19 protein-coding genes and 1 pseudogene are annotated in these 26,185 nt (G+C 52.1%); 7 read left to right on the plus strand and 13 right to left on the minus strand.

Annotated elements, in window-relative coordinates; genetic code table 11:
- Positions 1–33: 33 nt before the first annotated feature.
- Positions 34–624, minus strand: coding sequence for a LemA family protein (locus C7B82_RS01980; protein WP_106254634.1), 591 nt, complete (start codon positions 622–624; stop codon positions 34–36).
- A gap of 444 nt (positions 625–1,068) precedes the next feature.
- Between C7B82_RS01980 and C7B82_RS01985 the strand changes: the two genes are divergently transcribed.
- Entirely contained in the window at positions 1,069–2,877 is a 1,809-nt protein-coding gene (locus tag C7B82_RS01985; protein WP_245939690.1) for a M3 family oligoendopeptidase, read from the plus strand.
- 77 nt (positions 2,878–2,954) lie between these two features.
- Here the strand turns inward: C7B82_RS01985 and C7B82_RS01990 are convergent, their stop codons facing one another.
- Complete coding sequence (locus tag C7B82_RS01990; protein WP_245939691.1) at positions 2,955–4,208, minus strand: hypothetical protein; 1,254 nt, start codon at positions 4,206–4,208, stop codon at positions 2,955–2,957.
- 387 nt (positions 4,209–4,595) lie between these two features.
- Here C7B82_RS01990 and C7B82_RS01995 point away from each other — a divergent pair, with 387 nt between their 5' ends.
- Entirely contained in the window at positions 4,596–5,186 is a 591-nt protein-coding gene (locus C7B82_RS01995; RefSeq protein WP_106254636.1) for an antibiotic biosynthesis monooxygenase, read from the plus strand.
- A gap of 119 nt (positions 5,187–5,305) precedes the next feature.
- On the opposite strand, the gene C7B82_RS02000 is transcribed toward C7B82_RS01995, so the two are convergent.
- The gene (locus C7B82_RS02000; protein ID WP_106254637.1) at positions 5,306–6,001 is read right to left on the minus strand and encodes a Uma2 family endonuclease; all 696 of its coding nucleotides are present in this window, start codon (positions 5,999–6,001) and stop codon (positions 5,306–5,308) included.
- A gap of 173 nt (positions 6,002–6,174) precedes the next feature.
- On the opposite strand from C7B82_RS02000, the gene C7B82_RS02005 reads away from it, so the two are divergent.
- Positions 6,175–8,520 carry a GUN4 domain-containing protein gene (locus C7B82_RS02005; RefSeq protein WP_106254638.1) on the plus strand — a complete coding sequence of 782 codons (2,346 nt, stop codon included), beginning with the start codon at positions 6,175–6,177 and terminating at the stop codon, positions 8,518–8,520.
- A gap of 266 nt (positions 8,521–8,786) precedes the next feature.
- Here C7B82_RS02005 and C7B82_RS02010 read toward each other — a convergent pair whose 3' ends face one another.
- Entirely contained in the window at positions 8,787–9,386 is a 600-nt protein-coding gene (locus C7B82_RS02010) for a Uma2 family endonuclease (RefSeq protein WP_106254639.1), read from the minus strand.
- Positions 9,387–9,456: 70 nt separating this feature from the next.
- Complete coding sequence (locus tag C7B82_RS02015; RefSeq protein WP_106254640.1) at positions 9,457–13,380, minus strand: hydantoinase B/oxoprolinase family protein; 3,924 nt, start codon at positions 13,378–13,380, stop codon at positions 9,457–9,459.
- Between the two features lie 36 nt (positions 13,381–13,416).
- On the opposite strand from C7B82_RS02015, the gene C7B82_RS02020 reads away from it, so the two are divergent.
- The 3 genes from C7B82_RS02020 to rpsD all read left to right on the plus strand — a co-directional run bounded on the left by C7B82_RS02020 (position 13,417) and on the right by rpsD (position 15,370).
- Positions 13,417–14,196, plus strand: a complete 780-nt coding sequence (locus C7B82_RS02020) for a Uma2 family endonuclease (protein WP_339375100.1) — start codon at positions 13,417–13,419, stop codon at positions 14,194–14,196.
- Between the two features lie 213 nt (positions 14,197–14,409).
- Positions 14,410–14,652: a YkvA family protein gene (locus C7B82_RS34940; RefSeq protein ID WP_106254642.1), complete on the plus strand. Its 243-nt coding sequence runs from the start codon at positions 14,410–14,412 to the stop codon at positions 14,650–14,652.
- Positions 14,653–14,761: 109 nt separating this feature from the next.
- Positions 14,762–15,370, plus strand: coding sequence for a 30S ribosomal protein S4 (gene rpsD, locus C7B82_RS02030; RefSeq protein ID WP_106254643.1), 609 nt, complete (start codon positions 14,762–14,764; stop codon positions 15,368–15,370).
- 252 nt (positions 15,371–15,622) lie between these two features.
- On the opposite strand, the gene C7B82_RS02035 is transcribed toward rpsD, so the two are convergent.
- The 3 genes from C7B82_RS02035 to C7B82_RS02045 form a co-directional block, all read right to left on the minus strand.
- Positions 15,623–15,994 (minus strand): hypothetical protein, encoded by a 372-nt coding sequence (locus C7B82_RS02035; protein WP_106254644.1) that lies wholly within the window; start codon positions 15,992–15,994, stop codon positions 15,623–15,625.
- Positions 15,995–16,127: 133 nt separating this feature from the next.
- Positions 16,128–17,906 carry an ABC1 kinase family protein gene (locus tag C7B82_RS02040; RefSeq protein ID WP_106254645.1) on the minus strand — a complete coding sequence of 593 codons (1,779 nt, stop codon included), beginning with the start codon at positions 17,904–17,906 and terminating at the stop codon, positions 16,128–16,130.
- A gap of 273 nt (positions 17,907–18,179) precedes the next feature.
- Positions 18,180–19,337, minus strand: a complete 1,158-nt coding sequence (locus tag C7B82_RS02045) for a DegT/DnrJ/EryC1/StrS family aminotransferase (protein WP_106254646.1) — start codon at positions 19,335–19,337, stop codon at positions 18,180–18,182.
- Positions 19,338–19,554: 217 nt separating this feature from the next.
- On the opposite strand from C7B82_RS02045, the gene C7B82_RS02050 reads away from it, so the two are divergent.
- On the plus strand, positions 19,555–20,319 hold the full coding sequence (locus C7B82_RS02050; RefSeq protein WP_106254647.1) for an ABC transporter permease: 765 nt from the start codon (positions 19,555–19,557) through the stop codon (positions 20,317–20,319).
- A gap of 16 nt (positions 20,320–20,335) precedes the next feature.
- Here C7B82_RS02050 and C7B82_RS32930 read toward each other — a convergent pair whose 3' ends face one another.
- From C7B82_RS32930 to C7B82_RS02070, 5 genes and pseudogenes are all read right to left on the minus strand, one after another.
- A complete protein-coding gene (locus tag C7B82_RS32930) occupies positions 20,336–20,551 on the minus strand; it encodes a hypothetical protein (RefSeq protein WP_219903913.1) in 216 nt (71 codons plus the stop codon).
- 2 nt (positions 20,552–20,553) lie between these two features.
- On the minus strand, positions 20,554–20,982 hold the full coding sequence (locus tag C7B82_RS02055; protein ID WP_219903915.1) for a Uma2 family endonuclease: 429 nt from the start codon (positions 20,980–20,982) through the stop codon (positions 20,554–20,556).
- Between the two features lie 80 nt (positions 20,983–21,062).
- Positions 21,063–22,991, minus strand: a complete 1,929-nt coding sequence (locus C7B82_RS02060; RefSeq protein ID WP_106254648.1) for a serine/threonine-protein kinase — start codon at positions 22,989–22,991, stop codon at positions 21,063–21,065.
- Positions 22,992–23,038: 47 nt separating this feature from the next.
- The gene (locus tag C7B82_RS02065) at positions 23,039–25,261 is read right to left on the minus strand and encodes an SPFH domain-containing protein (RefSeq protein ID WP_106254649.1); all 2,223 of its coding nucleotides are present in this window, start codon (positions 25,259–25,261) and stop codon (positions 23,039–23,041) included.
- Positions 25,262–25,565: 304 nt separating this feature from the next.
- Positions 25,566–26,185 (minus strand): annotated as a pseudogene (locus C7B82_RS02070) (transposase); the annotation flags it as partial.

Here is a 26,185-nt window from a genome sequence, read left to right on the forward strand (position 1 = left end):
CTTTAAAGACCTCGGAGGTCTATAGCCTCTTGCTTAACTAAACGACACTCGTGGTGCTGCTTTAACTTCGGGCGCGACTTCTTCTAATAGTTCTGCTGCCGCAAAGTTAAAACCATTCGCCACTAAATTGCTGGGAAAGACTTCACGTTTGGTGTTGTACAGCGTAATGGCATCGTTGAAGGACTGACGTGCAAAGGCAACTTTATTTTCCGTGGAGGATAGTTCTTCCATGACGCGCGTCATCGTCTGGTCTGCCTTCAAATCGGGATAGGCTTCAGACAACACCATCAACCGTCCTAAGGCACCTGTCAGTGCACCTTCCGCATCGCCTAGCTGTTGCATGGCGCTGGGGTCGCCAGGATTTCTCGCCGCGCGACTGTTCGCCGACAACGCCGCATTTCGGGCGGTAATGACCGCTTCTAGCGTTTCCCGCTCATGCTTCATGTAGCCTTTAGCGGTTTCTACCAGATTTGGAATCAAGTCATAGCGCCGCTGTAGCTGCACGTCGATTTGACTGTAGGCATTTTTGTAACGGTTGCGAAGCGTAACCAGACCGTTGTAGCCATCCATCAAAATGAAGCCAACGATCAGAATGAGTACAACAAGAAAAATCAAAATCCCCATAATGTTTCTGTCCTAGAGTCGATAGGTCGGTGAAGGCGGTAGTGTGTTCTAGACGTGTGGTTGACCTGTCTGTAGGGACGTTACATGTAACGTCCCTACAGACAAAAACAACATCTTTGAAACACTACCAGCGGGAACGGTGGCGACGATCGATGGATCGATGAGTCGAAATTTCTAATCTGTTTTTCGCTTTAATTTGTGCTCAACAGGAAATCTGCATGCCAGTTGCAGTGTGCCCATCTAGTGCGTTCACTTAACAGATTCAAGCGCTATCTAGCTGAGTTTGGAAATTAATCACACCAATTAGGGGTTAGGCAGCAAATTTGGAGGCTGCGTGCTTCGTTTAAGTTTGTCTAAGATTGAGGAAGCAGAAATTTGAGCGTTCTCGAATGTCTGCGATCGCCCTTACATTGCCCGTGATTCAACGAAAGGAGTTTTACCTTGGTGCAAGCCGCTTCTGATACCACTACCGCCCAACTGGATAGCCCACAAGAATGGAATCTCTCAGACCTTTATCAAGGCTTTGATGATCCACGTCTGACGCAAGATTTGGCAGACCTGGAAAAACAGGCGGCAGCATTTCGACAAACTTACCGTGGTAATGTCAGCGAGTTAACGCCAGAGACGATCGCGGCTTGTTTGCAAGAACTAGAGACGATCGCACAAAAATCGGGCTACCTCTACGCCTTTCCCGCTCTCGTCTTCTCGGCAGACACTCGTAATGCCGAAGCCAAACAGATGCAAGACAAAGTGTTGGAAGCCATCACGGGCATTGAAAACCAGCTTTTGTTTTTTGATTTGGCATTGAAAAAGCTTGACGATGCTCAGTTTGCGGCACTTGAAGCGGCTCCGGTTTTGCAGCCTTATCGCCACTATTTCTACAACATTGCGAAGTTCCGTCCTTACACGCTTTCAGAAGAAGTGGAGCAGACGCGAAATCAGGACAGCCTCACTGGACGGCAGGCCTTTATTCAACTGCGATCGGTGCACTTGGGCGAGCAAGAATATAAACCCGTCACTACACCCGATGGCAAAAGTGCCAGCACCGATGCTGAGCTGAGTGCGCTGTTGTTCCATCCCGATCGCGATGTGCGCTACAACGCGTATGCCTCTGTGCGGACGGTGATGCACCAGCACAATTCACTGTATGGCTATATTCTCAGCACCGTGGCGCAAGACCACAAGTTGGAAAACCAGATGCGTGTCTATCCCTCGACGCTGCACAAGCAGTTACTCTCGGACGAAGTATCGGAACCAGTGTTTCGAGCGATTATGGATGGGACGCGCGATCGCTTTGACCTGTGGCAGCGCTACTACACGCTGAAAGGCAAGGCGTTAGGGCAGAAAATTCGTACGTGCGATGTCTATGCACCCTGGGGCCGTGAAGCGGTGGAGCCGTTACCCTACAAAGCAGGCGTAGAAACCTTGCTGACCGCTCTTGAACAGTTCGACACAAACTATGCCCGTCGTGCTGAAGAGTTTTTCTTGAAAAACTGGGTGGATGCAAAAGTGCGTCCCGGTAAGCGGGGTGGAGCGTTTTGCTGGTACAGCCACGGCAAGCACAGCTATCTCTTGCTGTCTTATACGGACGACTACAATTCGCTGTTCACCCTGGCGCACGAAATGGGTCACGGACTACACTTTGCCTGGATTGATGATCGCCAATCCTACTTCAACAGCAACCCGCCAATGGTGCTGGCAGAAATTGCATCCACGTTTAATGAACTGCTGCTGCTGGATTATTTGCTCAAGCAAGCTGCCGACAATCCTGCATTAAAGAAAACGTTGATTACGCGCCAGTTGGAAGACCAATTGAATCTACTGTTCCGTCAAAGCACAATCAGTCGATTGGAGTTGGCAGTCCACGATCGCGCCACGCAAGGCAGCTTCGATCAGTCCTTCGTCAACGAACAATGGCAATCGCTGTATCAGGAACTCTGCGGCGATGCAGTAGACGTTTTGCCGGAACACCAGTACGACTGGGCACGGATTGGACACATCTACTTCAAACCGTTCTACTGCTACCAATACACCGCGTCCAACATCGTCAGCCTTGCCTGTTATCAGAAATATCTGCAAGTGGGCAAAGACTTCATCCCTGGCTATATGGAACTCTTGGCAGCAGGCGGCAGTATGGATCAGGTGGAAGCACTGTGTAAATATGTGGATGTGGATTTAGAGAATCCTGCCACCATTCACGCAGCGCTGAAGTATGTGGAAGGCTTGCTGGATCAACTTCAGGCGGCGTTATAGATAGGGGCGTTTCGCGCAACGCCTCTACGAAATTCACCGCTCAAAGCAGCAACGCTGAATCTTGTTTAGACATGAATTTAGTTAAACCAGGCGGCGAAGCTAAAAAACTGTCCTCGAAAAGTCTGGGCAAGTTGTGTCCACGCTTGCCGATCGGTCATCTTGCCGACTTCTAAATACGGTGCTGCTGCCGTTCCTTGTAGCCATAGCACCACATCGGTTGTGCGCGGCTCTAGAAAAGCCTTGCGGAGATTCACTCCTCTAATCTCGCGCGATCGCCAGAACGGGACAAGTGTCTTGCCTGCCATCAAACCATCGGCTTGATCTAAAAACGCCAGCCAGCTGTCAATCATGGCCTGAGTGATGCGCGCACCGGGAATCACGCCTTTTTGTTTGGGATTGGGGAGCCATTCGCGATCGTTGTCGGTCTCGGCGGTGATGAGTTTCCACGATTGGCGACTGAGTGCTGTGGTGGTCTGTAAATGCTGCAATGCCGTTGCCATACGCGCTGGTTCGGCGATCGGAAAGTGTAGCAGATGGACAAAGGCCACAATATCTACAGCTTCGATGCCGCCAAAGCTAAATTGACTCGGCTCCGGACGACCAGCCACTAGAAACGGGTAGGGCGTCTCTGGTTTGGTGAATACCACATGCGCCAGAGCATTGAAAAACTCCTGCCCATCATGCGCGAGAGCAAATTCGCCGATCGCCCCTAATAGATTGGTGTAGCCCTGCAACCAGATGGCATCCGCCGCATCAAAGGTGATCGTGAAGCCTTTCGCCTGTTGCTCTGTGACGCGTAGCCGATTAATCGTGGCAAAAATGCGCCACAGCGACTCCGTTGGCTCAACCTTGCCATCGCCATTCAAATCCAGCCGAATAAGACTAAGCTTCAGCGGCAGTTTGATCTTGGGATCTTTGATGGGTGCTAGCGTTGTGCGCACGGTTGCCAGGTCGTTCAAAAACGTTTGGAGAATTTGACGCGTGTCCTCATAGCGAATCACCTGCGGCTTAGGGTTCTCTGGAATCGGCAGGCGTAAGAATGGCAGCACACTGGTCAGCGAATTGTGGCGTAAGCCATAGCGATAGAGCGATTGCGTCAAGCGCTCAACCCCGCTCATCAACTGCGTGACACCCAGACTGAAGCGCGCCTGGTCATCCTCTGGCGTCTCCTTCAAGCGTGCCAGCATGGCCGCTTCACCCTCGGCAAACTTGCCAGTCATTAAGAAGGGCTCGATCGGAGGAGGCGTTTCAACGGCTAAAGTACGTGGCACCCATAGCGCTAATAGCAGCAGCGCAACGCAAAGGAGCACGCGCACAGGTGATTTCAACATGATGTCCGGTACCACAGTGGTTGTTTACACAACAGTTCTACACTGGGAGCACCAAGCCATTTCGGACGAACCAAGGTTTTATTTGAGTTGGGTGTCGTCAAGAGGCGTTTTTTGAGCGGCGATCGCTCGTTGCAAATCGCTTAGTACTTATTAAAAAATAACTGGATACTTTTGGCTTAGCTATTAGCTATCAGCCGTCAGCGGTCAGCTTTTCTCTAATGGCTTACCACTGATGGCTGACCGCTACAGTCCATGACGTTATTTCTTTACAGCCCCTTAGCTTGGGTCAAATTTTGTTAGGGAGTGCTTAAGTGTTCGCTAACTCAGGTTCTTGCTGGATAATTTAATTGGTATTGGTACGCCCCTTTTTTCCCATACGTTCCTTCCATGAATCAGACACAAGAGCATTCTGCCCCAATCACACTTGTGATATCCGAGATTGTGGATCCCAACCACATCCAGGAGTATGAAGCGTGGACACAAGGAATGAATCAGGCGGCAAGCCAATTTGAAGGGTTTCTAGGTGTAGAAACCATCCGACCACGAGACCACACTCATCCTGAATATGTCGTCATCCTGAAGTTCAAGGACTATTCGCATTTCAGACGATGGCAACTGTCAGCAACGTTCCAGGAATGGATCGATCGTGAGCGTGGGTTAGTGGTCAGGCGATCGCGGCAATATCAGCCCAGCGGTATGGAGCTATGGTTTACCCTACCTGAGCACGGTCTAGAAGAGACGTCTCAGCCTGCCTATTATAAGAAGGTGATTCTCGGTGTGCTGGCTGTTTATCCGCTGATTTTGCTGGCAAATATGCTGCTGGGGCCTGTGCTGAAGGGGCTACCGTCCCTATTGGGGCTCTTACTTTCAGTAACGTTTGTATCGGCGTTACTCACTTATCCCATCATGCCGTGGCTGACAAAGCTACTTAGCTTCTGGCTTTACCCATCGTCCCGTCAGCGACACCAGAAGCGATGAGAGCAGTACTGTGGTGCAAACCATCAATCTCATCACAAACACATCATCGGGTTTCATGGTGACTTTGGCTTTGCTGCTGAGGGGTTCGATCGTGCCATCTGCCCGTTCCACCCAGTTGTTCAAAAGACTTCTGGGTCTTCGCCCAGTTCTCGGAGTCGAGCTGCCAGCCGTTCAGCTCGCTGACGTTCTTGCTCTGCCTGCGCTTCAGCCTGTTGCCGAGCGGCTGTTTGTTGACTTAAAGCAGCGGCTAATTCATCAGGAATTAATAACTTTTCCCCGTTGTCTAACCGATAAAACGCAATGAGTTTGCCATCTACAGCAAGGCGCAACTGCAAGGGCTGGCTTTGGGCATCTGTAATCGGTTCGTAAGCCTCTCCCCGCAGGCGATAGCCCCGCAGTTGTTCCGGTAGCCATTCCCCTCTGGGGTCAAACTGCCAGTACTCTTGCACACCCAACTGTTCATAGAGCGTTTTCTTAAAGCCTTCATCCTGTTTGCGAGTGCTTTCCGATGTCATTTCAAAGATGACCGCAGGCACCTGCCCCTCTTCCCAGATCTTGTAGTTGTCCCGTCCACCGGGCGCGACATCAAAAATCACCATCACATCGGGAGCAGTGCGTAAGCGCGGAAAGCCCTGAGCGTAGTAGAGAAACTGGTTGCCCAACACCGTTGCCTGACGATCGACCAGAAACTGACGCAACACTTCTAAAACGATCGCCAGTACATAGAAATGGTCATAGGTTTCTGCCACAGGTGCACCATCGCCAGTCGGGTAGAAGGGTTCAGCAGGCTGGAGGTTTGGTAAGAGTGTCGTCATACTCTATCACCGTAGGGTATGACGCTATTGTACCTGCCTTGCCTATGCGAAGTGTTTGGCGATCGCCTGCGTACTCTGATCCTTCGCCACCGAAGACAGTAATTTAAGCCACTTCTGTGCTGGAAAATTGATTTTCTCTCTGTAAACTAGGGAAAAGCGATCGGTAAGTTCAAATGCCAGAGGAAACGCCAAAGCCTGAAGCGAATAATCCTGAGAAAGAGGATGCCTCACGCCAGCAACGACGACAGGTAGCGCGCTGGACGCAGGAATTTCTGCGCTGGATGCCGCTGGGTGGAAGTGGTGGGGTATTCGCCAGCTTTCTGCTGCAACAGCAATGGGCACAGGCAGTCATTATGCTACCCGTCACGGCGATCGCGGGTGTATGGGCAGCGTACAGCAAAAACTTTGTCGAACAGCTTCAAGACATTTACGCCGATCGCGCCAAGCAAGATGCCAAGAATCTGGTGTCCTGGATGGATAGTCTCAACGAAGCGTTGAAGTGGCAGTTTTCTGGGTTTGATGCCAAGTATCTCAAAGTCCAATCGAGTGCTTGCGTTGATTACTACGGTGATGACTTCAAACAGCAACAGGGATTCATGTCGCCCACCTTGTCGCAGGTGTATGTGCCGTTGATGCTTGACCCATCATCGCTGAGCCTGCACCAGCGATCGCCCAGCAACCGCAAACTGGAGGAAGCCCAAACAGAAGGGTGCCAAATTTGGGACTTTCTTGCCCAGGTGCGTCAGGTGCCAGCGTATCAATTTATCGCGATCGTGGCAGATGGCGGCTTTGGTAAAACCACCTTGTTGCGCCACATCACCTATACCTATGCTCAAGGACGGTATCGACGCTATCGAGCACCCAAATTTAGGCCTGTGTTGCTCTACCTCCGCAAATGGCGCGACAAAATTGCCGAAGAGAAGCTCAGCCTGCCCGAACTGATCCGGCTGCATATTCATGATTTGTCCAAAGCCAAGCCGCTGCCAGTGCCGCCCTTGTGGGCAGAGAGTTTGCTGGAGCGGGGTGAGGCATTGATCCTGCTAGATGGGTTTGATGAAGTAGCAGATGCTCAGCGTCCAGCAGTGGCACGCTGGATTAATACCCAGGTCACAACCTACGGCAAAGCGCGATTCCTGTTGTCCTCTCGGCAGGGCGGGTTTGAGGCGTACCAAAAGCTAGTCGATGAAGCGCCAGACACCTCCACCAAAATGCCGACTACGCTCACCGTGCGAGAATTTACCCGGCAACAACGGGCAGACTTTTTGAAGCCCTGGTATTTGTGCCAGCAGCAACACACCACCCAACGCAAAACGTCGGATGTTGCCCAAACTGCTGCCCAACGAGCCAGTGATCTGTTAGCCCAAATTGAACAACAACCCGACTTACAGCGCCTTGCCGGAAATCCCCTGATGCTGAATCTGATTGCCTGGGTGCATTGGTATGCTCCAGGCGACCAGCTTCCTCGCGAACGGGGCAAACTGTACCAGACCATCTGTGACCTGCAACTGGGAGCCAGACCCACCGCCAAGCGCGTAGTTATGCTGCTGGACTCAGCCCAGGAACGGCAACAGGTCTTACAAGGACTGGCACTGACAATGGTGCAACAGGAAGCAGTCCAGCTAGAAAAAGCAGAGACTCTCAAAGCGCTGAAACCTCATTTAGAGGCAGTAGATGATGCCGCCTCGCCAGCACAGTTTCTCAAAGATGCCACCAATATTAGCGAACTGCTCTACGAACCCGACCCTAAAGAATATGCCTTCTCTCATCTGAGTTTCCGCAACTATTTTGCCGCCTTGGAAATGCAGCGCCTGGAACATCAGCAGACTGGGCAGGAAGGTCAACTGTTTGACCAGTGGCGAAATGATAAATGGCGAGAAACCATTTTGCTCTACAGCGCCCTGCTGAAGCCCAAGCCCCTGGAAGCGTTTGTGCGCCAAGGGTGTCAGTTGGGAGAAGATGCCGTTGCTTTAGCTTATCGCTGTTTTCAGCTCTATCCTCATCCAGAAAAATTACCCACGGGGGCTGAGGCATTTGCAGCGGAGTTGCGTCCTTTGCGCTATCAACAGCTAGAAACCTATTTGCAAAACCAGCAATGGCGCGATGCTGACGTTGAAACTTATCGGATGATGATTCAAACCATCAACAAGGAATTTGGATGGTTTAGTGCTGAGGATCTACAAACCTTTCCCTGCCTTGATCTGCTGATATTGGATGACTTATGGCTGAAGTACAGCAAAGACGAATCGGGGACGAGCAAGTTTGGCTTCAGTGTGCAGAAGCAGATTTGGATTGAGTGTGGCAGCCCAACCGAGTACGATGACAATTGGAAAAAATTTGGCGATCGCGTCGGGTGGCGCAAGGATAACTTGTGGTTGAAGTTCCCCGACCTGACATTTAACCTAAAAAAATCTCCAAAAGGAGAATTTCCGGTGTGGGGTGATGATGTGGGAGTGGGGAGTGGGGGGGTAGTGTTTTCTCTCTCTTCTATCGCGCAGAGACTTGTAGAGTGTAAGCGATAGGCATTCTGGCGGTTTCATAAGTTTTATTTCTAGCTTTCAACCCTACGAAGAATCGGCATTCTGGCCTTTTGTTACCTGGCACCGTGGGTTCCACAAGACCTCGGAGGTTTTGAAAACCTCCGAGGTCTGAACCACAGCCAGCCAATTGAAGGAGTGCGATCGCATCGCCATCTCACCCTTGCTGCTCATGAGCAACGAAAGGATAGACGATCGAAGGACAGCAAAACGAACGGCGATCGCGTTTCAAACAGCAGACATGAGTGGCATTAACGCTGTTGGCGCATTACATCTCGAAAGGCCATGACCGCATCAAATTGATCCGCAGGTTGAACGTAACTGGCTAATAAAGCAATATCAAGTTCTGGTAACAGTTCGCTGCTCGAAAGCAACTCATAGTGCGCTGATCGAAGATGATACAGCGAAAACTGATTGTTTGCCCAAAACCACACTCCTGGCACTCGTAGCCCTTGGTAAATGTCCAGCTTATCCACCATGCCGCTGCTCAAAATGACTTCGATCACAATATCTGGGATTTCCTTTTTCTGCCCCAGGCAATAACACTCATCTGGCTCCAATCCGCGCTGTTTTGCCGCTTTACGAAAGGTTGCTGAACCGATGCCATGAAACCGTATCCGAGTTTCCTGAAAATACGCTTCCATCAACATCGCAATGATCGTTTTAAGCTCCTCATGCTCTGGAGAAGTCGTCATGATTTCCAGCGTTCCTTCTAAATAGCTCAACCGCAAGTTTGGAAAATCATCCCCCAAAGTTGCCAGCAAAATTTCATACTGTTGCCAGCTAACGCCTTCCAAAATCACTCGTTGTTCCGGTTGAGCCAAAAGCGGCTCCGCGAGATTCACACTCATAGTCACTAGCCCATCCAATGAGTATCTCTAGCTTAATGGATTCAATTGTAGCGGATTAGCGCCTGAGTCCTTAACCCTGCAAGCCATAACCGCCACCACCAGGAGTTTCAATCATAAACACATCGCCGGGTTGCATGGTAACTTCGGCTTTGCTGCTGAGGGGTTCGATCGTGCCATCTGCCCGTTCTACCCAGTTGCGTCCGACTGCTCCGGCGGCTCCACCGTCCAGCCCAAAGGTTGGCACCAACCGATGCCCAGACAGAATCGCGGCTGTCATGGTTTCATTAAAGCGAAGACGACGAATTACGCCATTGCCACCGTGATGGAAGCCATGCCCACCGCTGCCAGGACGAATCGCAAAGTTTTCCAGCAACACCGGAAAGCGCCATTCCAACACCTCTGGATCGGTCAAACGGGAATTGGTCATGTGGGTCTGCACGGCATCCGTCCCATCAAACGTTGACCCTGCACCCGATCCACCGCAGATGGTTTCGTAATACTGGTAGCGCTGATTGCCAAAGGTGAAGTTGTTCATCGTCCCTTGTGACGCAGCCATCACGTTCAGCGCGCCATACAGCGCATCCGTCACGACTTGCGAGGTTTCCACATTCCCTGCCACAACCGCTGCTGGATAGTGTGGGTTGAGCATACAGCCATCAGGAATAATGATATTCAATGGTTTAAGGCAGCCTGCATTAAGCGGAATATCATCATCAACCAGGCTGCGAAAGACGTAGAGGACAGCCGCTTTGCACACAGCCACCGGAGCGTTAAAGTTATTGGGCTGTTGGGGCGATGTGCCTGTGAAGTCGATCGTGGCGCTGCGAGTCGGATGATCGATCGTCACCGCCACTGCAATCTGACTGCCATCATCCATCGCATAGTTAAAGCTGCCATCCGTCAATACATCAATGACGCGACGCACCGATTCTTCAGCATTGTCCTGGACGTGCTGCATATACGCCTGCACTGTTTCTAAGCCATAGTGCTGCACCATCTTGTGAAGTTCGTGTACACCACGCTCATTGGCAGCAATTTGAGCCTGTAAATCTGCCACATTTTGCGCAGGATTGCGTACCGGATAATCGCCTTCCGTCAGCAGTGCCAGCAACTCTGGCTCACGAAATTGTCCCTGATCCACTAGTTGAAAATTATCGATGAGAATGCCTTCTTGCGCGATCGACACACTATTCGGCGGCATCGATCCAGGCGAAATGCCACCAATATCGGCGTGATGTCCACGAGAGGCGACGAAGAAGAAGGGGCGATTGGCAAAGGATGAAGGATGTAGCTTGCTTCCGCTCTGCGGTAGGATAAAGGATGGATCGGGTTGCTTTTTATCCTTTATCCTTTCGCCTTTATCCTTTCCAAAGACTGGCGTAATCACCGTCACATCGGGCAAATGCGTCCCCCCGTTGTAGGGATTATTGAGCACATAAACATCGCCTGGTTTCAGCGTGCTGCCGTAAGTGGTAATGAGGGATTGAACGCTTTCACTCATGGAACCGAGATGTACAGGGATATGTGGTGCGTTGGCAACTAGCTGCCCATGTTGATCAAACAGAGCGCAAGAGAAATCGAGGCGCTCTTTGATGTTGACGGAATAGCTCGTGTTCTGGAGTGTGAAACCCATCTGCTCAGCGATCGCCATGAAGAGATGGTTGAAGATTTCGAGCAAGACGGGGTCGGGGGAAGGGGGAAAGGATGAAGGATAAAGGATGTAGCTTGCTTCCGCTCTGCGGTAGGATGAATTTTGTGCTTCGCTTTTAGCCTTTATCCTTTCGCCTTTATCCTTTTTCAGCATCAGATGTCCCCGCTCGGTTAATTCCGCCTGCCATCCCGGTGCAATCACATTAGTACCTGTGGGTTCGATGATGAGTGCGGGGCCAGTGATGCGATCGCCGGGAAGTAGATAGTCACGTTGAAACACGGGCGTTGTTTGCCAGGAATCGGCGCTATAAGTCTGGACAGTGGCGATCGGCTCTAAAGGATGTGTGCGAGTGTCTGTGATGATGGGTTCGTCGATCGTGCTAGTGGCACCGATTGCTTCAACCGAAACGGCTTCGACTAGCAGCGGCTTGTTCTCAGCGATGAAGCCGTAGCGTTGACGATGTGCTTCTTCAAAGGCAGCAATCATGGCGTTGTAAACACCAAAATTGACAATGAGTGCCGAGTCCGTGCCCTGATAGCGCAAATGGGCTTTGGGCAACACTTGCATCTGCACATCGAGCATACCTTGTTGGTGCAGTTCGGCTTTCGCCTCTGTCATCAGGTTCGCGAGCGTGCGTGCCAACTCTGGCAGTAGCGTTGGGTTTAACGGTGCTTCGATCGCCGTTTCACGCATGACACGGATATCTGCCAAGCCCATGCCGTAAGCGGATAAAACGCCTGCAAACGGATGCAGAAACACTTGTTGCATTCCCAATGTGTCTGCGATCGCGCAGGCGTGTTGGCCTCCAGCTCCGCCAAAACAGCAGAGAGTATACTCGCTGACATCGTAGCCGCGCTGAACAGAGATTTTTTTGATGGCGCTGGCCATTTTTTCGACAGCGATCGTTAGAAAGCCTTGCGCGACTTGCTCTGGTGTTCTCACGTCACCCGTTGCAGATTGAATCTTTGCCGCTAGATCGCTAAATTGCTGCCGCAGGACAGCGACATCCAACGGTAAGTCGCCACTTGCTCCAAACACTTTCGGGAAAAACTCTGGTTGCAGATTGCCCAACATCACATTGCAGTCCGTGACCGCTAGTGGCCCTCCATTTCGGTAGCAGGCAGGCCCCGGATTTGCCCCTGCCGACTCTGGGCCAACGCGATACCGCGATCCATCAAAGTGCAAAAGCGAGCCGCCACCCGCTGCAACGGTATGAATCGACATCATTGGTGCTCGAAGACGCACACCTGCCACTTCGGTTTCAAATTCCCGCTCGTATTCGCCTGCATAATGCGCGACATCAGTAGACGTGCCGCCCATATCAAAGCTAATGATTTTCTCCAGCCCCGCCAACTTGCTCGTCTGCACTGCACCGACAATGCCGCCAGCGGGACCCGATAGGATGCTATCTTTCCCCTGAAACGATCGGGCATTCGTCAAGCCCCCGTTGGATTGCATGAACATTAACTGGGGCGTGGGGTGTGGGGTGTGGGGTGTGGGGTGGGGTGATAAAGTTTTGAGTAGCGCTTTGCGCCGCTGCGCTAGAGAGTTTTGAGTTTTGAGTTTTTGCTCCTTTGCTCCCTCTGCCTCCCCTGCCTCCCGACTCCCGACTCCCGACTCCCAACTCCCTCCCAATTCCTCGCTCACTTGATCGACATAGCGCCGCAAAATAGGCGATAAGTACGCATCAACAACGGTAGTATCGCCGCGACTGATGAGCTTCATTAAGGGGCTGACGATGTGGGAAACGGAAACTTGAGTAAAACCGATCGCGTGGGCGATCACCGCTGCTTTCTGTTCATGGTCAGGATACCGATAGCCATGCATAAAAGCGATTGCGCAGGCTCGAATGCCGTCTGCATAAGCGTTCTGTAACAAGAGCGCAAGCTTTTCTTCGGCGTTGGCATTGATCGGGATCAGGTCCTCGCCCTGAGCGCTATAGCGTTCTTCAACTTCAATCACACGCTCATAGAGCATTTCGGGTAGAACGATGTGACGCGCAAAAATGTTGGGGCGATTCTGGTAGCCGATCCGCAGCGCATCACGAAAGCCTTGGGTGGTCACGAGAACCACGCGATCGCCCTTACGCTCTAGCAGCGCATTGGTGGCAACCGTCGTACCCATTTTGATCGCAGCAATTTGCTCTGTAGGAATGGGTGCATCGGCTGCGATGCCCAAAAGATCTCGGATGCCCTGCATGGACGCATCGCGATAGCGTGAGGGGTTTTCGGACAGCAGTTTGTGCACCGTCAGGCTACCGTCCGGTCGTCGCGCCACGATGTCTGTAAAGGTGCCGCCCCGATCGATCCAGAATTGCCACCGCGCGTCTGAAGGAGTTGTCATCCCACTATCCCTACCGCATCTTCGTTTAGACCTATTGTGACGCGATCGCCTCGTTCCCGATCGCCCAATCCGCAAGCTGAAACCCCTCCATTCGTTAAGATACAGTCAGTACGACCCGGTGAAATCAACATGGTACAGTACGACCCTTTAAGCTGTTTGCCCTCCTCGGCAGAGCTACCCGACTCAGACGATACGCCTGTGGATAATGAGCTGCAAAACCTCATCCCCAACTTGCTGCAAGCAATTTTGGCATTGGCATGGAGCGATCGCACCGATTGGTTCTTTGGCATCGATATGGGCATTTACTATGCACCCAGCCAGCCGCCGATCGTACCTGATGGCTTTCTCAGCCTGGGCGTCGATCGCTTTGTGGATGAAGAGGAGCGCTTAAGCTACGTCTTGTGGGAAGAAGACGGCGTTGCGCCTGTATTGACATTGGAAGTCGTTGCCAAAACCTACGGCGGCGAATACGAGCAGAAAAAGTTCGACTACGCTCAACTCGGCATCCTGTACTACGTCATCTATGTACCCAGTCGTCGTTATCGCCGAAAACGACTGCCCCTGGAGGTGTATCGGCTAGTCGATGGTCAATACGTCCTGCAACCAAACGATCGCGTCTGGCACCCCGAAATCGGACTCGCGATCGGGCGCGATCGTGGCACCTACTGCGGTCGTACCCGTGAATGGTTGTACTGGTTTGATCAAGAAGGCAACCGCTTGCTCACTCCAGAAGAGTTGGCTATGCGGGAAGGGCAACGCGCTGATCGTCTTGCGGCACGGTTGCGATCGCTGGGGATCGATCCTGACGAGATTTAAGCAGCGATCGGACAAAGCATTTATAGCTGACCGCTGATAGCTGACCGCTCATAGCTAACGCTCCAATGCCTGAGAACAAAGCCTGCCAGCCATTACGGAAGTCTCACGTCGTACTTTCCACCCTGAAACCACTTCGGTTATCCATAGCGCAAAACCGCCAACCGCCCTGCCAAACTTGCGATGATTGAAACTGTAATCGCTAGGCTTTAACCCATGTCCTTTCCACTCCGCTCCGTCTACAACTGGTATCGTCAACTGATTGCTAACCCCAAATATCGCTGGTGGATTGTTGCAGGCACTCTGATCTACCTCCTTAGCCCGTTCGATGTGATACCTGATTTCATTCCGTTCCTTGGCGAACTGGATGATGCCGTACTGGTCACCCTCGTTGCGACTGAAGTGTCACAGCTACTGCTCGATCGCATGAAGTCCTCGAAGTCGCCGAAATCTGCTTAGGAATCGAGCAACCCTCAAAAAATGCTAAATTTTTCTTTGAAGTTGGAATCATCAGAGCCTATACTAGATGTTCTGGCTAAAAATTTTAGACGATTTTAGAGGAAGTTAGATGTCGCGATATCGAGGTCCACGTCTGCGGATTGTGCGCCGACTAGGAGATTTGCCTGGGCTGACCCGCAAAGCACCCAGACGTGCCTACCCACCCGGTCAGCATGGTCAAGACCGTAAAAAACGCTCCGAATATGCGGTGCGCCTGGAAGAAAAACAAAAGCTACGGTTTAACTACGGTTTAACTGAGCGGCAGCTTCTGCGCTATGTGCGTAAAGCCCGTCGAGCTGCGGGTTCTACAGGTCAAACACTCTTGCAACTGTTAGAGATGCGCCTGGATAACACCATTTTTCGCCTGGGTATGGCTCCGACCATTCCAGGGGCGCGTCAATTGGTGAACCACGGGCATGTCACTGTTAACGGTCGTGTAGTGGATATTCCAAGCTACCAGTGCCGTCCCGGTGAAGTCATTGGTGTTAAGGATCAGGATCGCTCTCGCAAGATTGTTGAGACCAACTTGCAGTATCCAGGTCTGGCAAACTTACCGAGCCATCTGGAGTTTGATAAGAACAAGCTGGTTGGAAAAGTCAACAGCGTGATCGATCGTGAGTGGGTAGCACTCCAAATTAATGAGCTACTAGTGGTTGAGTACTACTCTCGACAAGCATAAGGTTCCTCACCTTTCGCTTCAGCTTACCGCGGCATTTAAATCATAAAAACAGCCCCCTGAACCCGTCAGTCAGGAGGCTGTTTTTCTGCATTCGAGCATCGTGGAAAGTGTCTAGACGCTTTTTTAGAAAATCGTTGGCAAGTCCTCAAAATTGCGCCACTAGTCCACGATTTTCAATCACGGGCTAAGTTAAAGGGCTGAAAACCTGCTCAAACAAGTTCTGTAACCGTTTCAACAGGCTGTCCTTAATGCCTAACCCCAGGAATCCAGGTCTAGCGCCTGAGAACCGCCGCTTTCTAGCTGCGCCAGAATCTTACCGAGCTGTGACCAGATCAGCCAACCGATGAAGATGGTCAGGGGTAAAGCGATCGCGTAAGACAGTTGAGTCGTAAAGCCAAACACTTCCATGCCAGAGGACAGAAAGAGACAGATTCCTGCCGAAATACCCAGGAAGGGTAGAAACAGCTGCATGCCTTGTAGCGCTGCCAGGGTGCGTGTCGAACGATTTTTTGACCAGTCCTGAACCGATTTTTTCAAAACGGACTCGAAGGCAACACCAGAAGCAAGGCTGAAAAATAGCCCACCAATCAGGAGTACGTACGGCGGCTCGGGAATGGAATACATAGTGAATAGCTGTAAAGTTCGAAGTTTTGGCTAGGAGTTTTGAGTTCAAACGATGAACTTAAAATCCCTTAATGCAAGAGCGCAGCGCTACTTGTAAATTCCTAACTCTCCTACCCTACACCGTTTTGGTGCTCTAAACCTTACGAATAGCAGTCAAGGCAGAAGGTATCAGCGCTGCTGTTCCGGCCGTCGAAAATTCTGCTAGTGCGCCGATCGCGGCACTAAATAAACGACCTGGCTGAAGGTCTTCTTTGATTAAGTTCCAGAGGCGCTGCATTTCTTCGGTATGTAGGCGATCGTCTTCAGTGAGGGCAATAATCAACTGTCGCCGCAGAAATTTACCTTCATCGGAAAGTAAGTACTGTAGCCCCAATTGAGCAGTAGGCAGCAGGTCAAACGACTGGTCGCTACGGGCGATCGCAATCAGATTCTCCAGCCGCTCCCATTGGAATTTACCGTCCTTGAAGAGCACCTCAAGCAGTCTGCGTCGTAACGCTGGTGACTCTCCAGTCAGCAGTCGTTGTGCTATATAGGGGTAAGCGACATCCACAATCTTAAAGTTAGGATTGAGGGTCAGGGCAAGACCTTCTTGAGTGACCAACGAGCGGATAATCAGCGCAAATTTGGCAGGTAAACGAAAGGGATACTCGTACATCAACTCGGAGAAGCGATCGGTGATGGTTTTGAAGTTAAAGTCCTTCACACTTTCGCCTAGCACGTCACCGAGAACGGCTTCTAGCGCCGGGATGATCGGCTGGATGTCGGTATCAGGGGTCAGAAACCCAAGCTTGACAAAATCCTTCGCCAGATCAACGTAATCTTTGTTGATGAGATGAACCACAGCATCGACGAGCGTTTCCTTCGCAGACTCTTCAAGCTGATCCATCATGCCGAAGTCAATGTATGCCATCTGAGCCATCGGTTGCTCAGTTGCCTTACCGCCCTGAACGTCGCAGTGCGGTGCCATCGCAAACAGATTGCCGGGATGCGGATCAGCATGGAAAAAGCCATACTCCAGCAGCTGACGCAAACCGGAGGTGACGCCAATCTCAATCAGCGCATCTGTTGCCAACCCTGCCTCACGGATACGTGCTGTATCGGTGAGCTTGTAGCCATGAATCCACTCTAAAACCAGGACATGCTGGCTGCTATAGCGCCAGAAAATCGCAGGGACTTTGACCGTTGGATCGTTACGAAAATTGGTCGCAAACTTCTCAGCGTTGCGCCCCTCGTTGAGGTAATCAATTTCCTCAAACAGCTTGACGCCAAACTCATCGACAACCAGCGTCAGATCATGTCCCAGATTGAGCGGTAGCCAGGGAGACAGCCAGCTAGCCGCCCACCGCATCAGGTACAAATCTAACGTCAGTACGGGCAAAAGATTGGGGCGCTGCACTTTGACAGCCACTTCTTCGCCACTGTAAAGGCGAGCATGATACACCTGCCCCAAGCTTGCGGCGGCTACAGGAAGTGACGAAATCTGACTGAACATTTCATCAACGGAGCGATCGAGTTCTGCTTCCATCAGAGCAAACGCGATCGGCGTGGGGAAAGGCGGCAGCTGGTCTTGTAGCTTGATCAGCTCATCGAGAAAATCTTTGCGGATGAGGTCGGGGCGTGTAGAGAGCGCCTGACCAACCTTGATAAATGTCGGCCCCAATCTGATCAATGTTCGACGCAACTGATCGGCACGCTTCAGGCAGGCAGTAACCTGATTACCTCGCCACTCGTCCCATTTCAAACCCAAAAAGAAGGTCAAAAATGATAGGACAATTTTCAAGGAGCGGCCAAATGTTTTCCAGGGACGGTAACGATAGTATTGAGCGATCACGCCCGCATCGTAGCGTCTTAACCGACTAAGGGGATGCTGACCCACGCTTGCTTTTACCTCTCTAACGGTGCTCTCAGGCATAGAGGGCAGCGCCGCGGCTAGCTAACATCGCCCCCAGTGGAACCAATCAAAACAAGAGACTTGCTAGTCTACGTAAGACTCAGTATCAATCTTTTCACTAACTTAATCATAGTATACGAAACTACAAACATTTTGGTCGTTTGATTAACCTGACGTTAACGTTGACTCAAGGCAACCTCGCCTTGAAGACGGTCGATCGGATCTGAGAGGCACCGATCGAGCCTGCTTGCTGACTCAATGGCTCCTGAGCCTTTCAAGTTCCCGCCAGGGCAGCTAGACAATCACTCCAGCAAGGCAGTCCTTCAAGCTATACACCACTCGATCTTGCACATCAGGGGAGAGTTCAGGGAACATTGGCAGCGACAACACTTCGTTAGCCGCTTGCTCTGCGATTAGATGCTGTCCAAGTTGCTGCTTTTGCGCTTGATAGATTGGCTGCAGATGTAGCGGTAGGGGATAGTACACCATCGAACTGACGCCGTCTGCCTGCAAGTGTTGTCGCACCTGATCTCGGCGGCAATGTTGGTCTTGCTCAGTCTGCTGGTCTGTACTGGGAATGCGAAGCGTGTACTGGTTCCAAACGCCCTTTCCACCCACTGGCTCTTGCGGTAAAACAATGCCTGGCACGTGCTGTAACAGATGCCGATAGCGATCGGCAACCGCTCGACGCTGACTGTTCCAGGTGTCAAGATACCGTAGCTTCACTTGCAGGATGGCTGCTTGCAACGCATCCAGGCGAGAATTGACGCCGATCGCTTCGTGGTAGTACCCACCAGCCCGTCTACCGTGGTCACGAAGCATCCGAATCGTAGCAGCAATCTCAGGGTCATTGGTCGTCACAGCACCGCCATCACCGCAGGCACCCAGATTTTTGGTGGGGTAGAAGCTGAAACAGCCAATATGCCCAATGCCACCCACTTTTTGATCGGCCCATTCAGCACCCACTGCCTGCGCGCAATCTTCAACAACGGTAAGCTGATGCTGTTGAGCGATCGCCATCAGGCGAGGCATTTCTACAGGCTGGCCAAATAGATGGACTGGCATAATTGCCCGTGTACGCTCTGTAATAGCCGCTTCCACCTGGTCGAGGTTGAGATTAAAAGTGTACGCTTCAATGTCGACAAAAACAGGCGTGGCACCGACCGCACTGATCACTTCTGCTGTAGCGATAAAGGTAAACGGAGTGGTGATGACTTCGTCACCAGGCCCGATATGCAACGCTCTTAGCGCTAGAAAAAGTGCATCGGTGCCAGAGTTACAGGCAATACACTCTGACGTATCAATGTAAGCAGCAAACTGCTGCTCAAAGCCTTCAACGTGGTCGCCACCGATGTAGCGACCAGACGCCAGAACCGCTAAAACAGCAGCATTAACCTCGTCGCCAATGATCTTGTACTGCTCGGATAAATCAAACGGGGGAATTTTACTCACTCACTTACACCACGAATCTCACTCTGTTAATAGAATCAAATTTTGCCCATAAATGGAATCAATCGCAGCAGTTAGATTGTTGGACTGGCTCGAAACCCAGATTGTTTCAGTGAATCAACTATCCGCTACTCTTTAAAGACTATCAACTTTTCTGCCCTACCCAAAGCTTTTCTGCCCGTTCACGGGACGAATGGAGGGCTTTACTACTCCTACCTGCATGGATTCACCATTACAAATCGTTTGGGCACTTGGGATGATGGCGATCGCCATTGGACTCGCCGCTTGGCAGCGTCTGGGCTTGGAGTGGCAGTTAGCAATCGCAACCGGGCGCACGGTTATGCAGCTACTGGTTGTAGGCTATGTGCTGGCAGTAGTGTTTGCCTTGAAAGATCCCTGGGTGGTGCTGGGAGTGCTAGGAGTGATGCTGACGATGGCCACGATCGTCGCCCGTAATCGCATCAGCAAAAAAGTGCCTTACCTGTTGCCGTTAGTCGGCGGTTCAATTCTGACAAGCACGGTTGTGACGTTGGCGTATACAAACCTGTTCGTCATTCAGCCCCAGGTCTGGTATGAGCCGCAGTACGTGATTCCGCTCGCTGGCATTGTGCTGGGAAATGCCATGAACGGAGCAGCGATCGCGGGAGAACGCCTCGTCAGCACTCTCAATAACAGTCAGCTAGAGGTTGAAACGCATTTGAGTCTAGGTGCGACACCGCAGCAGGCAGTTGCCCAATATCGCAAAGATGCCATTAAAGCGGGACTCATTCCTACCGTTAACACGATGATGGTTGTTGGCATTGTGACGCTGCCCGGGATTATGACGGGTCAGATTTTGGCTGGAGCCGAGCCGCTTCTGGCAGCTGCTTATCAGATGTTAGTCATGTTTATGCTGGCGCTGGCGACGCTCATCACAACGGTGTTGATCACCTGGGGGATCTGTCGCCAATTCTTTAATCAAGCCGCGCAACTCATTTTATGGTGATTTTATGGTGACGGTTTTAGGGTGATTGTGCTTGAAGGCACTCCTGCACCCAGGCTCGGAACGCTTTGACAACGCCTCTCTCTCCCGGTTTCGTGCTCTGGCTAAGAAACGTGGGGATTTCTGTCAAGGGCACATTGGCAAAAGTCGGGCTGTGGTCAAGCTGCACATAGCGTCCCCGACGTAACTGCTTGATTGTGAGTTCACCTTTGGCATAACACCAGACTTCTGGCACACCTAAAGCCAGTAGATTGGCTCTTTGTTCAAAGGGGAACTGCTAAAGTCCACTTCTAGCATCAAATCTGGTGGGGGAGCTTGAGCGAGATCAATCTGTTCCAGATGCCTGACCAACGGTTCTGTCTGAATGTAGAAAGCAGAATCTGGTTCAATGCCGCGTCCCAAATCTTTGCGCTTACAGGTCAACGATCCAGCGCTGCGGATAGGGAGATCTAATGCTTCAGCTAGAGCATCAATGAACTTTTCAAGGAGTCGTTTAATGTGTTCATGAGGCATTAAGGGCGACATGATTTCTAAGACCCCTTGATCGTAAGCCAGGCGAGCGGCTCGATTTTCACCTAATTCATGCAGCAAGTATTCAAAGCATTGCCAATTGATGTCCTGGAGAATGACACGCTGTTCTCCTACTACTGGTGTTACAGCAATCATGACTGGTCTCGCGCGCTATGGTGTTCATTCTAGCCGGAATAGGGGAGTACTCATCGCTGACCGGTGCTTGCTAAAACCCCTTACCCTGACAGCTGCCAAACGCGAATGGTGCGATCGCTACTGCCGCTGATGATCGTTTTGCCATCGGTGCTGAGAGCGATCGTGTTGACAGAGTCGCTGTGTCCGGTCAGGACGATCGGTAGTGCTTGACTATCGTTTAAGTCCCATAGCTTCAGGGTGCCGTCCCAACTACTGCTGACGAGTGTGTTGCCATCAGACATGAACTTGAGGGCGCTGACTGTCCACGAGTGCCCTGGCAAGGTGCGGAGCAGTCGCCCCGTCTGTGTGCTCCAAAGCTTGATCGTCCGATCGTCCCCTCCACTTGCCAGCATTTGACTATCCAGACTAAAGGCAACGGCCTGAACGGTACCCACATGGTCAGTGAAGGTGTAGCGCATCTGAACGTTGAGGTTAGCTTCAGTTGTCCACAAACAGACCGTGTGATCGGCGCTGGCGCTGGCAAGAAAGCGGCCATCTGGACTAAAAGCGATGGCCGTCACATTCAGTCGATGCCCTTTCAGAGTATAAAGTTCAGCTTGTGTTTGAAGCTCCCAAAGTTTGATGGTTTTATCGCGACTGGCGCTGGCAAGCATTCTGCCACTGGGGGTAAAGGCGATCGAGGTCACTGCTTGCGTATGCTGACCCAGGCTCTCGCTACGACCAGCAAGATCCAGATACCACTTTCGCGTCAGCACAACGTTGCGATCTTGCCCTGCCGACGCGATCGTTTCACCATCCGGGCTAAAGGCGATCGTCCGTATAGCCATGAGATGATCAAGAACAGCCGTTGTCACGCTACCCGTTTGCAAATCCCACAAACGGATGGTCTTGTCTTCGCTACTGCTAGCAAGAATGGGGCGATTGGGACTGATGGCAACCGCGTTGACACAAGCGGTATGTCCTGTGAGGACGTGAAGACAGCGCCAGTTGGTAAAGAGTTTTGAGTTTTGAGTTCTAAGTTTTGAGTTTTGAGTTGAAGCTGACCGCTGACCGCTGACCGCTGAGGACTCGATCGCACCCATCACCTCATTTACTGACTGAAACCGCTTGCTCAAAGCATTTTGCAAGAGTCGATTGAGAACCGTAGCAAGGCGATCGCTGACTGGAGGCAACACATATTGCTGCCATGCCCACTGGTCATTGACCAGATCAAAAAGATCAAAGGGCGATAGGTGCGTGAGCAGATGCAGGCAGGTCACACCCAAACTGTAGAGGTCACTGGCGAAAACGGCCTTACCGCGTGCCTGTTCTGGGGCAACATATTCAGCACTGCCGATACTCGTCCCTGTTTTGAGCCGATCGCTCAGCTGCACCAATTTCGCCGCGCCAAAGTCCACGAGCACTAGACGCGAAGACTCGCCATTCCGTTGCCAGATGAGATTCGCAGGTTTGATGTCGCGGTGAATGATCTGGCGATCGTGAATGAATTTGAGCACTGGCAGTACCTGTTCAAGCAGTTGCCAGATTGCCGTTTCTGTAAAAGCACCCTGCTCTACCAATACCTGCTCTAAATTCTGCCCGTCAATAAACTCCTGCACCAGATAAAGCTGTCGATCGTCTTCAAACGCATCCAATAAGGCCGGAATCTGTGGATGGTTACCCAGTTCTTTAAGTCGCTGTGCCTCTTGCCGAAAAAGAGCAATTTCAGACTCTGCCGTTGCGGTCTGGACTGGCAAAAACTGCTTAATCACACAGAGCAACAGTTGAGCAACGTTTTGAGCCTTGAGTCCCCCCCTTGCTTCCCCTGCTTCCTCCGCCTCCTGATCTTCCTCTTCTTTCCTTCCACCCTCATCGATCGCCAAAAACGTCCGCCCAAAACCCCCTTGCCCAATGAGCCGAACAGCACGATAGCGGTTGTGCAACAGCAAGCGAAAACCGCAGACTTGACAAAACTCAGCCTTGTCAAGGTTCTGCGGTTCTTTGCAGTTTGGATTCAAACAATAGCTCATACAAATTCAGGCATCAGGCTTTCATTCTGACACCTGAACCCCAATCCCTACCGCGTCTCAGCGTTAAAGATCGCTTCAATCTCGGCTCCGAGAGTCGGATCAAAGGATGGTATTGCATGCGCTGCGGGTGTGCCGTTTGCCAGCGCTGCTTGTGACGGTGCACCCGCTTGAGACGATGGATCGGGGTGGTCTTCAACGACTTGATCGGTGAGTGCAGCCTTACCTGATTTACCGTTGGTTTGCTGGTTCCATAAAATCATGGAGAGCAAGCCATCGACTAAGCCATTGCCATTACCGTTTGCACCGACCAGCACATCGGGAATAAGACGAACGTGACGATCGCCAATAATCTGCATCAACTGCATCGCGGTGTAGCTTTGGGAACCGAGCGCCTGTACACCCGCTTGATAGGTCTCTGCGCGTGCGTTACCTGTAGCTCGAATGGCATCAGCATCACCGACAGCTCTTAGCTTAGTCGCTTCGGCTTCACCGTTCGCACGTTGAATATCCGCTTTAGCTTGCAGTTCCGCAATATTCACGTTCTGTTCCGACTTCACCATTTCCTGCTGAATGTCTGCCAGTGCCGTTTCGCGCACCAGCTGTTGCCGCTGCGTTTGTGCCATTTGCTGCACTTCGTAGGTTTTGCGCTGCTCTTCAGCAATTTTACGATCGGTCTGGGTTTGCATCAGCGTCGCAGGCGGTTGGATGTCACCAATCAAGGTGTCGATCGCCTGTACGTCGTAGCCCCGCAAAGCGGTTTTGATGTACTCGGCAGCTTCCGATTGGCGATCGCTACGGGCACTGAGGAAGTCCAGCACCGTGCATTCTTGCGCCGAGTTGCGGAAGTAGTTGCCGATCGTGGGTTCCAGCACATGATCCACCAAATTTTGCATGGAACCGACGCGCGAAATCACTTTGGGCGAATCCAGCGCGCCGACGTGAATAATTTGGGCAATTTCCAGGTCGAAGGCAAACCCATCGCGCGATCGGACCGTCAGCGATTCTAGATTGGTGTCGTAGTTGTGTCGCTCGGTACGTCCCGACCAGTTCAAGACAATGTTGGTCGTGGGCACCAGTTCGACTTTCATCACGCGCGTATTGAGCGGATGCTTCCCTGGATACAGCGGCTCTGTCCACACGCCCTTATGCCCCGGTAGCACCAGATTGCCGTGGGTAAAGGAGGCACCACTGACATCTTCGTGCGCTTTACCCACATAGGCAATGACCACACCCACGTAGCCGATCGGAATCTCCGTCATGGGCAACTGCTCGACCTGGACAAACCAGGGGTTCAGGTTCCAGGAACCGGAGAGTAGAATTTGCTCTTGCAAACCACGTCGTCCGCTTGCGTGGATGAACTTTTCACCATTTTGGAAATTATTGTGTCCTGGGACAGTGCAACCTGCCATTTCACCGGCATCAATAGAAACACCGTCTAGCGTCGTGACAATGCCGACCTTATCAGACTGCACGGTGTACACGCGCATCTTCTCAGCACTCATGCCATGTTGACTGGCCGTTGCAGCCGTAATCACCTTAAACAGAGAGGTGTTGATACGGTAGGTACCTGCCGTCAGAAAACCCATCTGCCGACCTTTTTCGCCGCCATTGGAGAGGAACTTACGGGCATCCTGGTAGTTGTCGCAAGGCACAACCTTTGCCAGAATGCGCTCTGGCGGAATCGACGCGCCATCGTTAGCGACAAGCAGCGCGATTTCACCTTGCGGCACCACAATCATGGGCTGCTTTTGCACGCCATACTGCCAGGGGAACAAGCCCCAGTGCCAGCCAGGAGCCAGCGTATCAGCCTGGTAGCCCGCTTCACCATTGAGGGCAATCAACCGTCCCGCAGGTAGACGACCACCAAATTTTTTGACCACAACGCCCACTTCTTGCTCACTGATGATCACCAGCCCAGTAATGGATGAGAAGAAGATCAAGCCACCCACGACAACAATGCTGCCAACCATTAGTGGCCCAAACAGTTCAAACACGCCCATTTGCTGCACAACTGGGAAGTCTTTTCCAGACTGTACCTGAGCCAGAGTTGGAGTGGCGATCGGCGGCGTTGCCCGTTGCGTTGCAAGAGAAACTGTGGACGAAAGTGTTGCTAGCGGTTGACTACCATTCGTAACATCAGCACGGGCAGGTTGAAAAGTTGCGATCGCCCCTGCTGTTAACATCGAAGCGGCTACAGACGAAACCAATCGAACCGCTTTGCGGGACTGCCGTAGCGATCTCAATCCAGAAAGCAATGAGTGATGCTTCATATGAATAAGGCGTTGCCTTATATGTAGAGGACATTCAACCTAGCATTCCCTCTCATCGACTCGCCAAAATTTAAACTCGTCGTAATCTATTCGAGCTTGAGAGGAAGAAGCACTGAGGTGAGGATGTTCAATAGATACGTAAGGGAGCGATCACGTTACGGAAGGATGGCGATCGCTCTCTGTAGCGATTGTCTTGGGAGTCAAGGGGAATGGAAAAATCGGTTGAGCGCTCAACGCGCGTGACCCAGTGACAGCAGTGGGGGAGCGATTGAGTCGGACCGTGTCTTGTGCGGCGGCTGGCCGCAGCGGGCGTTTGCCAGGGAGTGTGAGCGCGCGGGTATGGCATTGAGCCTGACCAGGCGTTGGCGCCTACAGGCAACCAGAGCCACTTGCCAGCAAGGGTTGATCCAAGTCGCGCCTCACGGGGTTGTGGGGCGTCGCCACGCGGGTTGCCATAGACAAGCCACACCGGACGCGCGTGCGCCCGCCCGAAAGCAGGCGCTTGCCCTTGTGCTGACCACTGTCCCGGTGGTGGGCGGTGCCACCAGACACAAAGCGGCGGTGACTTGGCCGCGGCCCTGCACCGCTGGCAGAAGCTGGTCTTGGCGCTGCCAATCCGCTTGCTGGTGAGCGAGGGCTTGCATCTGCGGCTTCAAGGCGTCCAGACGTGGCGCCAACGCCTGGAGATGGTCTTCGCTGTCAGCCCGCACCGTTGGCACCGCCCGCGAGCGGCGCTGCTTTACCGCACCCTGCAGTTCGTCCCAGCCACCCGTCGCTGCGGCCACGACCCGAGGGGGTGGCGTTGGTTGGCGTTGCCCCAGCAGGGTGCGGACGCCAGCTTCGGTGTGAGGCACTTTTAAGGTTGGCCCTTGGGGCCGCAGGTACACATCTAAACGGGCGGGACAAACATCAATACCAACCCCT

It is taken from the genome of Stenomitos frigidus ULC18, from assembly GCF_003003795.1.
Lineage (GTDB): Bacteria > Cyanobacteriota > Cyanobacteriia > Leptolyngbyales > Leptolyngbyaceae > Stenomitos > Stenomitos frigidus_A.